Source organism: Pseudoalteromonas sp. J2K-J031, assembly GCF_058197095.2.
This window is the reverse complement of record NZ_CM200280.1, coordinates 599,275-612,226: the sequence shown is the minus strand read 5'-3', so window position 1 is coordinate 612,226 and position 12,952 is coordinate 599,275. Positions and strand designations below refer to the sequence as shown.

The following is a 12,952-nucleotide window of genomic DNA, read 5'->3' as shown; positions in this document are numbered from 1 at the left end:
TTAAATGCGTCTTTTTATAGGCTAAGCCGCATAAAGTGAAGCAATTAAAGGCGTGCGTGTAAGCGTTGCAAATAAGCTTTATTGGCTATAAGTGCGCTAAGTTCGCCTTCAAAACTGTAGATTTTCTTTATATTTGGAAACGTCAGACGACCCGTTAATAATGACAGTGCACAGGTTAAATTCACGAAATTAAAATACAAAATTAATTGCTGAATAACATCAGTTTGGCAAACATGTAAACCAAGTTTTTTAGCCGTACGGGGATTTAAAATATAACTGGTAGCATGAATTCGAATTGTTGTTGGTTTGTCATGCTCATGCTCAGCAATCAGAGTTAATAAGCCGTCAATAAGGGCACTCAACACCTGTTTTTTTCGCTCTTGCGCTGTCTGATTAAAATCGAGGGTAAAATAGTAATCAAACAAGCTGCCGCTATGGAGTACTAAACGATTATTTTTGATTTTCTCGCCAATCAGTAGGGGTGAGTAATAGCGCAAGCTCCCATTTTTTACCCCACTTGGCACATCGACAAAGGGCGCAAACACCGATAGCGAAATCGCAAAAACAAAGAAGCTTAAAAATAACAAGCCACAAAAGTTCAGCAGTACAGCAAGCACGATATTGAGCAAAATAAACAGGGCAGCGAGCTTTAATACAAACATACGTTGCTTCGCACTCGAAAGTGAATAAAAGGAATGTTCCATATTTGGCACCGTATTTATTAATTTTATCAGTACTATAACATTGGCAAGCGTTAAACGAACTTTAAATACAACATGTAAAAATAGTGGGTTTAACGATATTCATTTTTTCGATATCAAATAAAAGCCTTACTTGATATTTACAGTCATCGCCTGCATATCCAATCATCTAACCTGATTGATAAAGTGTAAACCATGAAAAAGCTCAAAATTGAAATCGTGTCAGACATTATGTGCCCGTGGTGCATCATCGGATATAAAAATTTAGAAGCTGCCCTTGGCCAATTAGCGGGTGAAATTGACGCTGAAATTAGTTGGAAACCCTTTGAACTGAACCCCAACATGCCAATTGAAGGGCAAGATTTAGCCGAGCATTTAGCGCAAAAATATGGTCTTAGCGAAGCGCAAGGCGTTGAAAATCGTAACCGTATTTTAGAAATGGGCGAACGTGCTGGTTTTGACTTTAATTTTAGTGGCAAACGTATCATGATCAACAGTTTAGATTGCCACCGATTACTCACTTGGGCGGCCACCGAGGGCAAACAAACCGAGCTGAAATTAGCGATGTTTAAAGCCCATTTTACCGATGGCCTATATTTAAACCAGCAAGAAACCTTACTTGATGTCATCGCAAGTGTTGGCCTTGATACAGAGCGTGCCAAAGCAATTTTAGCCGGCGGTGAGTTTTTTCAGCAGGTGCGCAGCGAGCAGCATGCGCTGCAACAAATGGGCGTTGCCTCGGTGCCCACGTTTATCATCAATGAACAATATGCACTGACTGGCGGCCAACCAAGAGATGCTTTTGTGCAAGCCTTAAAACAAATCAGTGAGCAAGAAGCCTAAGAGCTTTGCGCTTAACCGCTAGAGTGCTCTTTAGATGAATCAAAAAGTAAATAAAAATAATTAAAACTAATAGTTTAATTATTTTTATTTAAATCAATGGTTTACTTTTTTATATGTGGTGTAGCGTTGTTTTTAAGCACGTTTTACTAAATGTTACCTAGCCGAGCATCACGTTAAAAATTTATTTTCGCATATTTATAAATAAAGCTTGCTGTAGTGATGAGCTTGCTGTTACATTGCGCTCGTCGGCTGATAGCAAGCCTTGTTTATTTGTAAGTACCACGTTGTTTTAGTAATAATCCTTCGCGTTATCCTCAGTTAAATAGTTGTTTTTCCCGGCTCAATTGCCTTATTTAGGCGCACTTTTATTATTTTTAGGATATCGATTATGTCTACAACAACTACTGGTTCAGTTAAATGGTTCAACGAAGCAAAAGGTTTTGGTTTTATTGAACAAGCGTCAGGCCCAGACGTATTTGCACATTTTAGTGCTATTTCAGGTGATGGTTTTAAAACCTTAGCTGAAGGTCAACGTGTACAGTTTACTGTATCGCAAGGCCAAAAAGGCCCGCAAGCTGATAACATCGTTTGCATCTAAGTTTTATGTGATAGGTGTTATCACCTGTTACACACTACCTAAGTGCTACTAAGCACTTAGGTATAAAGTTTGAAAGAAGTTCTGTTTATTTGTACGTACCACGTTGTTATTAGTAATAATCCATCGCGTTATCCTCAGCTAAATATTCATTTTTCCAGCTCAATTGCCTAACTCAGGCGCACTTTTATTATTTTTTTTAGGATATCGATTATGTCTACAACAACTACTGGTTCAGTTAAATGGTTCAACGAAGCAAAAGGTTTTGGTTTTATTGAACAAGCGTCAGGTCCAGACGTATTTGCACATTTTAGTGCTATTTCAGGTGATGGTTTTAAAACCTTAGCTGAAGGTCAACGTGTACAGTTTACTGTATCGCAAGGCCAAAAAGGCCCGCAAGCTGATAACATCGTGTGTATCTAACTTGCTTTAATTAACCTGTTATCAAACAGGTTAATCGCTCACTCATCTGCCTATGATGAGTGAGGTATCGCATCACCCCCAATTTGCTACGACATTAAATCATTCAATTTCATGGTTTAATTAAAATAACTTACTTTATGCCTCATGTTTTAACTCACAAAACAAGTGATTTTTTCCTCTATTTTTAGATGTGTTAAGTCAGCTTCAGCCTAACAGCGTGTTCTTTTAAGTGTTTATTTATTCTGGCCATTTACATAGCAGATTATGGATGTGTGGTTTTTGTGCGATCAAAAAGCTTCACCACCGAGTACCCCGAGGCGCTGCGCTTCACTGAGATAAAAATACCTTACAACCCCAGCCCTAGCATGGCCAAATTAATCTTTTAAAATAAATATCTATTTGTAGGTCGTGATTTATCGCGACAAAGACTTGGTTGTTGCAGATAAAAAAGCCGCCAATATTTCTGATTTTTCATGCTTAAAATACAATAACTATGTTTACTTCAATGAGATATTTGAGGTTGCTTAGTTTTCGTAATTTATATATTAAATCCCCGAAGGTTCTCTTCTGGTTGGTTCTGCTCTATGAAGGTAACGGGTAAATGTGTCTTTGGGGCGTTCAAGTCCATTTTCAGCTAAGACTCTTGCAGCCATTCCACGATGATTACTGCTATGGGTCAATAAGTGCAGCAAAATCTCTTCAACGCTTAATTGCCCAAAATCACCATCAACGAACTGAAACATTATATTTCGTTTGAGTTCTTCTTGGGTGATGGATTGCGTAAAATTAACAAGCCATGAGTCATGATCTTGCATCGTCTGGCGTAAGTCCGATATTGAAGGTGTTTCTTTAGTATTGTCATTGCTGTACTTTTCTTGCTCACCTAAAATTCGGCTGATGAATAAGCTATCAACAACAGTGGTATGATTTAAAATCCGAACGAAAAAAGTAGCATCCCTTTGTGCTAATTTTGAATACTGTTGCTCTCCTAATTGAAGCAATTCTGCATTAGCCCATTTTTTATATTGAAATGCTCTAACAAACAACATGTTGTCTCCTTTCATTTTTAAAATGCTAAATACTTTGCAGGCTGAGGCTTTTACTTTTGTAAGTAAAAGGTAAAAACAAAGACCTCATGTGCTGAGGTTAACGTGAATTATAAGCACTTTCAATCATTCAAGCACTTACGCAGCTTTGCGAGGTGTTTTAAAGTGCAAAGCCAAATGTGTGAAGATGCAGGCGTTGGTTTCAATTTTTGCTTTTAAACGAAAAGGCCACCTAAGATATGGTGGCCTGTTGCAGATGAAGTGGCTATTTCTTGTATTTCTCAAACCATGCAATCGAATGTTCAATTTTGCTGATCATCCGAGAGGGTCTTCCTGCAATACCGTGCGGTGCGCCTGGAATTTTAACCAATACGGCGTCTATTTTACGTAGTTTAAGCGCTTGATAAAACTGTTCAGTTTCAGCCATTGGTGTACGCTTATCTTCTTCACCCGTCATCAGCATGGTCGGGGTTGTTACATTACCCACCAATGAAAGCGGTGAGCGCTGCCAGTAGTGCTCAACATGTTCCCACGGCATACCAGGGAATTGGGTTGGAATTTGCGTTAAACCGCTGTCAGCCGTAAGTACTTTACTCAACCAGTTAATAACCGGTTTTACGACCACCGCAGCGTTAAATCGGTCTGTTAAGCCGATTGCATACGCAGTTGCAATACCGCCTGCCGAACCGCCGGCAATAAAGAGGTTTTTCTCGTCGATAAAGCCTTTTGCTATTATCGCATCGATGCCTGAATTGTGGTCGGCAAAATCTTCTTTAGAGCTGTACTTGTACTTCAATAGCATCGCAAAACGCTCGCCGTATGAGCTGCTACCGCGATGGTTATCGTAAAATACCACGTAACCTTCGGCTGCATATCGTTGTAACTCAGCAGAAAAATGTGGGCCATACGCTAAATGTGGACCCCCATGAATTTCTAACAATAAAGGATATTTTTTGTTGGGATCGAAGTTAGGTGGCGTGATATACCAACCTTGAATTGTTTCGCCATCAAACGACGATTGATAGTTAATTTCATGTACTTGGCCAAGGGTTTTATGATCGAGTAAATCATCATTAAGGTGAGTGAGTTGTTTCACTTTACCGCTGGTTGTGGCCACTGCAACATCTGACGGGCGAAGCGCTGTGCCATGAGTAAAAGCAATGTTACCCGAATAATTGGCGCTAAATTCACCGCTGATATAAGGGCGCCCAAGCGTTGTGCCCGACAACGTATCAGTTAAATCGGTAATTTTACCTTTGGTGGTGATGGTCGCAAGTTTACGTTTGCCAAAGTCATCGTAACTGATGGCCAATGTATTGCTTGAAACCCATGTTGGATCTGCAATAGAGCGGTCAAAATCGGCGGCAATGAGTTTTGATTCTTTACTCGACCACGCCATGATGGCCAGCTTGTGGTTACGGTATGGGTTAAGTTCATTCGATGCAGTCAAATAGGCCAGTTGTTTGCCATCTTTAGAAAACTCAGGCGAATGTTCGCTGCCCGGGGCGTCGGTTAACTGCGTGAGTTTGCCATCAAAATCGATTTCAAATAAGTCGCTTTCAAGGCGCTTGTATTCCCAGTCGTCGAATCGATTGGCTGAAAATACCAGCGCGTTTGAGTCGCTGTGCCAAGTCAGTTTGCCACTGTGATGATAATTGCCTGAAGTGAGCTGGCGTGCTGTGCCGCCTTCACTTGGGATCACAAACACATGTCGATAACCTGGTTTTACAAGCCCTTGACCATCGGCTTGATAATACGCTTTATCAATAACAATGGCAGGCTCAGACCATTTTGCGCCTTTTGGTTTAGCGGGCATTTTTGCAATTACAGCTGGTTTTTCTGCCACTAACTGGCTAAAAGCAAGCCATTTACCATCGGGCGACCACGTTAACCCGCTGATGCCAGCTTCTAATTGCGATAACAACGCAGTACGATTTTCTGTTAAATAATGCACATGAATTTGCGTACTGCCCGATGCATTGCTTAAAAATGCCACCTTTGAACCATCAGGTGACCAGCGCGGGCTCATATATTGGTTTTCATCAGAAAACAACGGTGATTGCACACCGGTTTTTGTATCGACCAACCACAAGTTGCGGCGGGTGCTGTCTTTCATTACGTCGTTGCTATTACGAATATAAACGACGTGTTGACCAGACGGTGATAGTTGCACGTCTGAGGCATATTCAAGCGAAAAAATATCATTGGCAGAAAATAGGCTGTTTGCGAGGGCGACAGTTGGGAAGCACAAGCAGGCAACTAACGTCCGTTTGAGGTTGATTGACATAAGGTTTCCGAATCAAAAATAAAAGTAGAGTTTGATTGTTGACCACTAAATGGTGTTCGTCACCTGTTTGGCGATAAACGTACAACTTAAAGAGAGGAATGACAGGTTATTCAAAAGGTTGCTAAATTTTAATCACCTAGTGGAAAAAATTGCACCAGCGAGCGCAACGAGGCGCTGCGCTTCACCGAGGTTAAAACATGTGTGGTTATAACCGCGAATAGCTCAACCGATTGAAACGCATTTTGAGACAAAAACGCGAATGGTAGGTCGTGTGATTTATCGCGACAACACGTGGTTTTGGTGGGTAATTCCGCTGTAATTGTGGGATAAAACATACTTCACCACCGAGCTCACCGAGGCGCTGCGCTACACAGAGGTTAAAACATGTGTGGTTATAACCGCGAATAGCTCAACCGATTGAAATGCATTTTGAGACAAAAACGCGAATGGTAGGTCGTGATTTATCGCGACAACACGTGGTTTTTGTGGGTAATTCCGGTGTAATTGTGGGATAAAACATATTTCACCACCGAGCGCACCGAGGCGCTGCGCTACACAGAGGTTAAAACATGTGTGGTTATAACCGCGAATAGCTCAACCGATTGAAATGCATTTTGAGACAAAAACGCTAGTGGTAGGTCGTGATTTATCGCGACAAAACAGAGATCAGCGGCAAATAAAAAGCCTCAATTATTTCTGAGGCCAAATGTTTTTAATGCAGTAAAAAAATGATATCAATGAGATGTTTGTGGGTGTCACGTATTTTCCGTCCCCACAAGAAGTAATCAATGCTGGGTTTTAAACTGATTTCAAAATATGGGTTCAAATTTCACCTAGTACAGCTAACGAGACTGTAGGAAAACTCCAACAGCCAAATTTAACTAAAAAACGAGCTCCTGTAATCAATTCTAAGCGCATTTAAGGCATTAGCTAATGCATTTGAAACCCAGATAACAGCCTGTTTTTCTTAAAAAAGAGTAATTCTACAGCCTCAACGCCTCGCTTAACCGGCTCAAAATAGCAGGCTAAAATTAGCGACGAAGGAGTGCAAGCCTGCTGTTTTGCGTCCCTTGGTTAAAGCGTTTGTTAGGTGCGCGCCCAGATTAGAAAGGGATATCTCCAAGAAAGCTGTTATCACCCAACTCAACAACATCCTCTTTATTTATTTTTTTAATCAAAAGATTGAAAAAAGACTCTATTTCATACGATGCAAACTTTAAAAATGTATCCAATGATTCGCTATCAAATTTTGTTTTACCTTTAAATTCCTTGATATGTTTAGAAGCATTAATCTTTAGCGAATGTTTTAAGTCATTATTAACTCGTCTTAGGTCATCAATAAATTGGTGGCTACTTATTTCTTTCAAAACTACCCCATTGCTTTTAAAACATTCATTCAACGCATTTAGATTTGATAACTGGCTTGTTTTTTGAGAATAATGAGTAGAGATTATTTTCTTCAATCGAATCTCTATCTCTTTATATAAAAACATCACTTTCATTTCGATCAACGCTAACGCATGCAGCTCTTTAGCTTCGTTGAAGAAATCAAATTGAGCATTAGCAGCCATTTCTTCAAATCTTAGCTCTCGTTCAACACCATAATCATAATTGTGGTAATCGTAATCCTCTCCCATTTCTTCCATAGATTTCTGGGCAGATGAAATGTAATCAGACAGTTCCTTTTCGGAACGTCTTTTATATTCCAGATTGTCGAGATATTGCTTATCATGGTATTCATCTAGTACACCAAATAATGAGTATACACCTGCAAATGAGCCAATATCATCATCGAGTTTGTTCATTTGAATCTCCATCCTTAAGACAACGAGAGTACCTAACGAGACTGTAGAAAAACTCCAACAGCCAAATTTAACTAAAAAACGAGCTCCTGTAATCAATTCTAAGCGCATTTAAGGCATTAGCTAATGCATTTGAAACCCAGATAACAGCCTGTTTTTCTTAAAAAAGAGTAATTCTACAGCCTCAACGCCGCATTAAGGTGTGAGCGACGCTTGGCTATACTTGAGCGAAGCGAAAACGCCAAGCGTTGCGAATCACTCTTAAATGCTTTGTTAGTTTTTAACTTCGATAAAATCAATAATATCATTAAGATAGCTATTGATGTCATTTCTCCATAGATAGTTCGGATGGTAAGTTCTGAAAGACATTACAGGTAAGTGTTTCGATTGGAGCAATGATAACTGTCTTGGAGTTTTATCTGAAAGCTTCATGAATGTTACATCTTCAAACACCTGACACAAGAAGTTATCGTAGTTTGGACCAGAGAAAAAAATAACGACATCTGGTTTAGTGGTTGAAATTTCTTCAATAATGAAAGACAGTGCTTCCGCTTGCCAATCCAGAATAGTTTGGTTTGGTAAACCTTTTTCGCCCTCTTTGCCAATTTTTATAATGTTATTCCAGAGCAACCCAACGGACTTACCTGTGCGTGATTCCAATAAGTCTATTGTTCTAGAAACACCATTCCAGAATTGACCTCCATAGCTGAAACAGTAATCAGAATTAAAAAAATCCTCGTAGCAGCCTTTAAGCCATTGTTCATTATGTTTGTCACTATATGAGCCATGCCAGTCGTTCGTCTCTTGCCCAAAAACCATTACTTTAAGATCTGAATCGATGTAACGTTGTGAAACAGAGAGACAAAGCAGATTTGATGGCCTTTCACCATCAAAACTATCAGGGCAAGTACTGTCTAGTTGATCTAGTACTTTTCTGTAATCCAGCATAGGAACTCCAAATAAAAACTAACAGCTTATTAGATCCCATAATGGGGTGATAAAATCCCCCAAAACGGCGTATAAAACATATCCACAATATTTACACATTTTTATCTATAGTAAACAAGCAATTATGAGGTTTATCGAGATTGCGTTGTTATTATCCGACAAAACGGCGACTAACAATGTTATTGGACACTTCATCAAACACTGTTTGTAAGTACACTATTTATTGTAAAAAGTTCGTCATGCAGTCCGTCTTTCTCATTATGATTAAAGAGCAACAATCAATAGGGATTGATCTTTCTTTTTGCCTTTGATCATAAAAAAGTAAAACTTAACTTTCACTCCTATTTCACATTTTTAAGTGCAATAAGCAGCAAGGTTACTGATAAACTTCATAATAGACAATAAGATACAAGTTTATTTTCCTTACAACTTATTACAAGCAAGCAATTTTATAGCGATGAAAAAGCTGCCGAGCTTTGCTTGCCTTCGCAAGCAGGCTTGCACCTACGCCAATCTCAAAACATACGTCGATGCCAACAACTCCCCCGTTATCGCGCCCTGAAAATGAACATTAATTTTAAATCAATTTTTACGACAAAAACCCAGCCTTTCACTCAAAAGCTCGGTGTAGCGCAGCGCCTCGGCGTCCTCTGTGGTGAAAAATCACAATGCAACAATCTAGCGCCTAAAGCCCGAACTATAAAAGGCTGCCGAGCTTTGCTTGCCTTCGCAAGCAGGCTTGCACCTACGCCAATCTCAAAACATACGTCGATGCCAATAATTCCCCTGTGAGCACGCCCTGAAAATGAACATTAATTTTAAATCAATTTTTACGACAAAAACCCAGCCTTTCACTCAAAAGCTCGGTGTAGCGCAGCGCCTCGGCGTTCTCTGTGGTGAAAAATCACAATGCAACAATCTAGCGCCTAAAGCCTGAACTATAAAAGGCAGCCGAGCTTTGCTTGCCTTCGCAAGCAGGCTTGCACCTACGCCAATCTCAAAACATACGTCGATGCCAATAATTCCCCTGTGAGCACGCCCTGAAAATGAACATTAATTTTAAATCAATTTTTACGACAAAAACCCAGCCTTTCACTCAAAAGCTCGGTGTAGCGCAGCGCCTCGGCGTTCTCTGTGGTGAAAAATCACAATGCAACAATCTAGCGCCTAAAGCCCGAACTATAAAAGGCTGCCGAGCCTTCGCAAGCAGGCTTGCACCTACAGCAATATAAAAATCAACGCAGGTGTCTTAAATTCCCTTTGGCGGGTGTTGCCAGTGCGCTAACAGTGTTAATTTGATTGAGTTTTATCTATTTGCATGGTTCAGGGGTGTTTTTATTTTTTATGTAAACGCTCGTTAAAATAGGTGTGTAGTATTTGGATATTACCTGCTGTGGCTGTGTATATGATTTACTAAACATTCTTGTATTTGAACGCGCTTTAGGTTGCGGGCGAATACGCATTCAGCCTAACTAATCTGTGGAGCAAAACATGGCTAAAGTACTTATGATCACTGGCGATTTTGTAGAAGACTATGAAAACATGGTGCCTTTTCAAGCTTTATTAGCAATGGGGCACGCTGTTGATGCTGTGTGCCCTGATAAAAAAGCAGGGGATACAATTGCAACGTCGATTCATGATTTTGAAGGCGACCAAACGTATACCGAAAAACGCGGCCATAACTTTACGCTAAACGCGACCTTTGCCGAGCTTAATGTGGCTGATTACGATGCCCTTTATTTACCCGGTGGCCGTGCGCCCGAGTATTTACGTTTGAATCCAAAAGTCATTGATATTATTCAATACTTTGCTAAAGCGGATAAACCGATTGCTGCAATTTGCCACGGCCCGCAATTACTGACTGCGGCGGGTGTGATTGAAGGCAAAAAAGTATCGGCCTACCCAGCTTGCCAACCAGAAGTAAAAATGGCGGGTGCCAGTTATGTTGATTTGCCGATGGACGGTGCAATCACAGATGGTAAATTAGTTACAGCACCGGCATGGCCTGCGCATCCTGCGATGTTACAGCAATTTGTGGCGTTGTTTTAATATCAGTACTCATTTATCAGTACCATTTATCAGTACCATTTATCAGTATCTAGAGGTTAATTTTATGTGCCAACTTTTTATTAATGCCGATAGCCGTTTATGGACGTGTCGCACCAAATCTTTGCGTATTGATGGTGTTGTTACCTCGATCCGTTTAGAAGGTTTTTTTTGGGATATTTTAGAAGAAGTGGCATTTCGTGATCAGATGACCGTAAACCAAATGATCACTAAGTTGTATCTTGAGTCTCTAGATGCTGATCATGATATTAGTAACTTTACTTCTTTTTTACGTGTGTGTTGTTCACGTTATTTATCGCTTGTGGCCGATGGTAATTTAACTCGCGAAGAGGCATTGCCGTTAAATGAGGTTGATGCAACACATTTGCTTGAGCAAGAAAAGCTTCGCGCCAGCGTGCGTAAAAACCAATTTAACGATACCTCATTAAAGTCTTCACTCAATTAGAACTATCGAGCAATTATGTCGCAGTTACAGTTAATCGCATCCTTAAAAGAAATCGTTGGCGCTCGTTATGTATTAACCAGCGAGCGCGCTACAGCCCCTTACCGTAAAGGCTTTAGAGAAGGCCAAGGCCCAGCGCTTGCGGTGGTAAAACCCGCTACATTACTTGAGCAATGGCATATTTTACAAGCCTGTGTGAGCGCCAATGTTATTGTGATTATGCAAGCTGCGAATACCGGTTTAACGGGGGGGTCAACCCCGACACAAGGGTGCGAGCGCAATACGGTTATTATTAATACGACGCGGATCAGCGATATTCATGTATTACCTGCACAGCAGCAAATTGTTGCGTTTCCGGGGGCGAGTTTATTTTCGTTAGAAAAAGCCCTCGCTCCTTATGGCCGAGTGCCTCATTCAGTAATTGGGTCGTCGTGCATTGGTGCCTCGATTGTGGGGGGCGTTTGCAATAACTCAGGCGGTGCCTTAGTTGAGCGCGGACCTGCGTATACTGAGCTTGCTTTATATGCGCAAATAAACAGCGATGGCAGTGTGAGTTTAATTAATAATTTAGACATTGACCTAGGTGAGACGCCAGAGCAAATACTCAGCAATTTGCAAAATAAAAAGTACAGCGAGCACGATGTAAAAACAACGTCTAAAAAAGCATCCGATCGAGAATATGCCGACTGGGTGCGAAAAACGAACGACGATACTCCTGCACGTTTTAATGCTGATCCGCGGCGTTTACACCAAGCCAGTGGCTGCGCGGGTAAATTGGCTGTTTTTGCAGTACGTGTCGATACCTTTGCTAAAAACGAACAAGAGCTTACTTTATACCTAGGTACTGACTGCACCGCCGCATTACAAGCCGTACGCAAAATATTGTTAGAGCAAGCCTCAAGCTTGCCGGTGTATGCTGAGTATTTACACCACGATATTTTTGAGCTTGCAGATAATTACGGCCGTGACACTGTTTTATTAATCAAGCATTTAGGCACTAACTGGCTGCCTAAGTTTTTTAATATTAAGCGCCAACTAGACGCTGTGTGCCAAAAGCTGCCTTTTTTACCCAAAAATGCGGTTGATAAGTGGGTTTATCGCCTTGCTAAGTTATTCCCAAGCCAAACACCGCAAAAGCTAAAGCAGTGGAACCGACAATATCAACATCAATTAATTTTGACCGTTAAAGGGGCTGCTTACCCGCAAACCATTGAGTTACTTGAACACGTTAAAAAAAGCCACCAGTTGGATTATTTCGAGTGCACCGCGCAAGAGGCCAAAGCGGCCTATTTGCTGCGTTTTGCCGCTGCAGGTGCCGCTGTGCAGTATGCAAAAATAAACCACCATGAAGTGGAAGATATTCTTGCGCTAGATATCGCACTAAAACGCAACGATACCGACTGGTTTGAAAAACTGCCGCCTAGCATCACAGATAAGCTGGTGAGCCAGCTTTATTACGGCCACTTTTTGTGTCATGTGTTTCATCAAGATTATTTGGTGCGCAAAGGTGAAGACTGTAACGCCGTAAAAGCCGCTTTACTTGCGCTGTTAGAAGAGCGGGGTGCGCAATATCCTGCAGAGCATAACGTGGGGCATCATTATCATGCCAAACCTGCTTTGGCCGAAAATTACCGTGCCCTTGATCCAACCAATAGTTTAAATGCTGGCATTGGCGGCATGTCTAAAAAACGAGATTACGCCGAGTAATCTCGCAGTTGCGATTGGGCTAACTAACCTGAGCTCAGGTTAACTAAGGCAAGCTGCGCGGTGCTGTTTGCCTAAAGCTTGTAAATTATCG

Annotated in this window: 11 protein-coding genes; 6 read left to right on the top strand and 5 right to left on the bottom strand. The window is 41.0% G+C overall.

Features of this window, described 5'->3' with window-relative positions; translation table 11 throughout:
• Positions 1 to 44: 44 nt before the first annotated feature.
• Entirely contained in the window at positions 45 to 704 is a 660-nt protein-coding gene (locus AC3KZC_RS19965) for a hypothetical protein (protein ID WP_490577119.1), read from the bottom strand.
• A 192-nt stretch (positions 705 to 896) separates the two neighbouring features.
• Between AC3KZC_RS19965 and AC3KZC_RS19960 the strand changes: the two genes are divergently transcribed.
• The 3 genes from AC3KZC_RS19960 (at position 897) to AC3KZC_RS19950 (ending at position 2,562) form a co-directional block, all read left to right on the top strand.
• On the top strand, positions 897 to 1,544 hold the full coding sequence (locus AC3KZC_RS19960; RefSeq protein ID WP_490577118.1) for a DsbA family oxidoreductase: 648 nt from the start codon (positions 897 to 899) through the stop codon (positions 1,542 to 1,544).
• A 388-nt stretch (positions 1,545 to 1,932) separates the two neighbouring features.
• Positions 1,933 to 2,142 carry a cold-shock protein gene (locus AC3KZC_RS19955; protein ID WP_009836427.1) on the top strand — a complete coding sequence of 70 codons (210 nt, stop codon included), beginning with the start codon at positions 1,933 to 1,935 and terminating at the stop codon, positions 2,140 to 2,142.
• A gap of 210 nt (positions 2,143 to 2,352) precedes the next feature.
• Complete coding sequence (locus tag AC3KZC_RS19950) at positions 2,353 to 2,562, top strand: cold-shock protein (protein WP_009836427.1); 210 nt, start codon at positions 2,353 to 2,355, stop codon at positions 2,560 to 2,562.
• 545 nt (positions 2,563 to 3,107) lie between these two features.
• Here the strand turns inward: AC3KZC_RS19950 and AC3KZC_RS19945 are convergent.
• From AC3KZC_RS19945 to AC3KZC_RS19930, 4 genes are all read right to left on the bottom strand, one after another.
• Complete coding sequence (locus AC3KZC_RS19945; protein ID WP_490580450.1) at positions 3,108 to 3,611, bottom strand: DinB family protein; 504 nt, start codon at positions 3,609 to 3,611, stop codon at positions 3,108 to 3,110.
• A 262-nt stretch (positions 3,612 to 3,873) separates the two neighbouring features.
• Positions 3,874 to 5,895: a S9 family peptidase gene (locus AC3KZC_RS19940; protein WP_490580449.1), complete on the bottom strand. Its 2,022-nt coding sequence runs from the start codon at positions 5,893 to 5,895 to the stop codon at positions 3,874 to 3,876.
• 1,103 nt (positions 5,896 to 6,998) lie between these two features.
• Positions 6,999 to 7,700 carry a hypothetical protein gene (locus AC3KZC_RS19935; RefSeq protein WP_490580448.1) on the bottom strand — a complete coding sequence of 234 codons (702 nt, stop codon included), beginning with the start codon at positions 7,698 to 7,700 and terminating at the stop codon, positions 6,999 to 7,001.
• A 270-nt stretch (positions 7,701 to 7,970) separates the two neighbouring features.
• Positions 7,971 to 8,645 (bottom strand): hypothetical protein, encoded by a 675-nt coding sequence (locus AC3KZC_RS19930; protein WP_490580447.1) that lies wholly within the window; start codon positions 8,643 to 8,645, stop codon positions 7,971 to 7,973.
• 1,491 nt (positions 8,646 to 10,136) lie between these two features.
• Here AC3KZC_RS19930 and AC3KZC_RS19925 point away from each other — a divergent pair.
• The 3 genes from AC3KZC_RS19925 to dld all read left to right on the top strand — a co-directional run bounded on the left by AC3KZC_RS19925 (position 10,137) and on the right by dld (position 12,861).
• Positions 10,137 to 10,694 carry a DJ-1/PfpI family protein gene (locus AC3KZC_RS19925; RefSeq protein ID WP_490579402.1) on the top strand — a complete coding sequence of 186 codons (558 nt, stop codon included), beginning with the start codon at positions 10,137 to 10,139 and terminating at the stop codon, positions 10,692 to 10,694.
• Positions 10,695 to 10,758: 64 nt separating this feature from the next.
• The gene (locus AC3KZC_RS19920; protein WP_490579401.1) at positions 10,759 to 11,157 is read left to right on the top strand and encodes a ribbon-helix-helix domain-containing protein; all 399 of its coding nucleotides are present in this window, start codon (positions 10,759 to 10,761) and stop codon (positions 11,155 to 11,157) included.
• 15 nt (positions 11,158 to 11,172) lie between these two features.
• A complete protein-coding gene (gene dld, locus AC3KZC_RS19915) occupies positions 11,173 to 12,861 on the top strand; it encodes a D-lactate dehydrogenase (protein ID WP_490579400.1) in 1,689 nt (562 codons plus the stop codon).
• Positions 12,862 to 12,952: the final 91 nt, after the last annotated feature.

Excerpts from the sequence above, each read along its gene's own strand:
- AC3KZC_RS19935 (WP_490580448.1), bottom strand. The coding sequence starts at position 7,700 with ATGAACAAACTCGATGATGATATTGGCTCATTTGCAGGTGTATACTCA.
- AC3KZC_RS19945 (WP_490580450.1), bottom strand. The coding sequence starts at position 3,611 with ATGTTGTTTGTTAGAGCATTTCAATATAAAAAATGGGCTAATGCAGAA.
- AC3KZC_RS19965 (WP_490577119.1), bottom strand. The coding sequence starts at position 704 with ATGGAACATTCCTTTTATTCACTTTCGAGTGCGAAGCAACGTATGTTT.
- AC3KZC_RS19950 (WP_009836427.1), top strand. The coding sequence starts at position 2,353 with ATGTCTACAACAACTACTGGTTCAGTTAAATGGTTCAACGAAGCAAAA.
- AC3KZC_RS19920 (WP_490579401.1), top strand. The coding sequence starts at position 10,759 with ATGTGCCAACTTTTTATTAATGCCGATAGCCGTTTATGGACGTGTCGC.
- dld (WP_490579400.1), top strand. The coding sequence starts at position 11,173 with ATGTCGCAGTTACAGTTAATCGCATCCTTAAAAGAAATCGTTGGCGCT.
- AC3KZC_RS19960 (WP_490577118.1), top strand. The coding sequence starts at position 897 with ATGAAAAAGCTCAAAATTGAAATCGTGTCAGACATTATGTGCCCGTGG.
- AC3KZC_RS19925 (WP_490579402.1), top strand. The coding sequence starts at position 10,137 with ATGGCTAAAGTACTTATGATCACTGGCGATTTTGTAGAAGACTATGAA.
- AC3KZC_RS19940 (WP_490580449.1), bottom strand. The coding sequence starts at position 5,895 with ATGTCAATCAACCTCAAACGGACGTTAGTTGCCTGCTTGTGCTTCCCA.
- AC3KZC_RS19955 (WP_009836427.1), top strand. The coding sequence starts at position 1,933 with ATGTCTACAACAACTACTGGTTCAGTTAAATGGTTCAACGAAGCAAAA.
- AC3KZC_RS19930 (WP_490580447.1), bottom strand. The coding sequence starts at position 8,645 with ATGCTGGATTACAGAAAAGTACTAGATCAACTAGACAGTACTTGCCCT.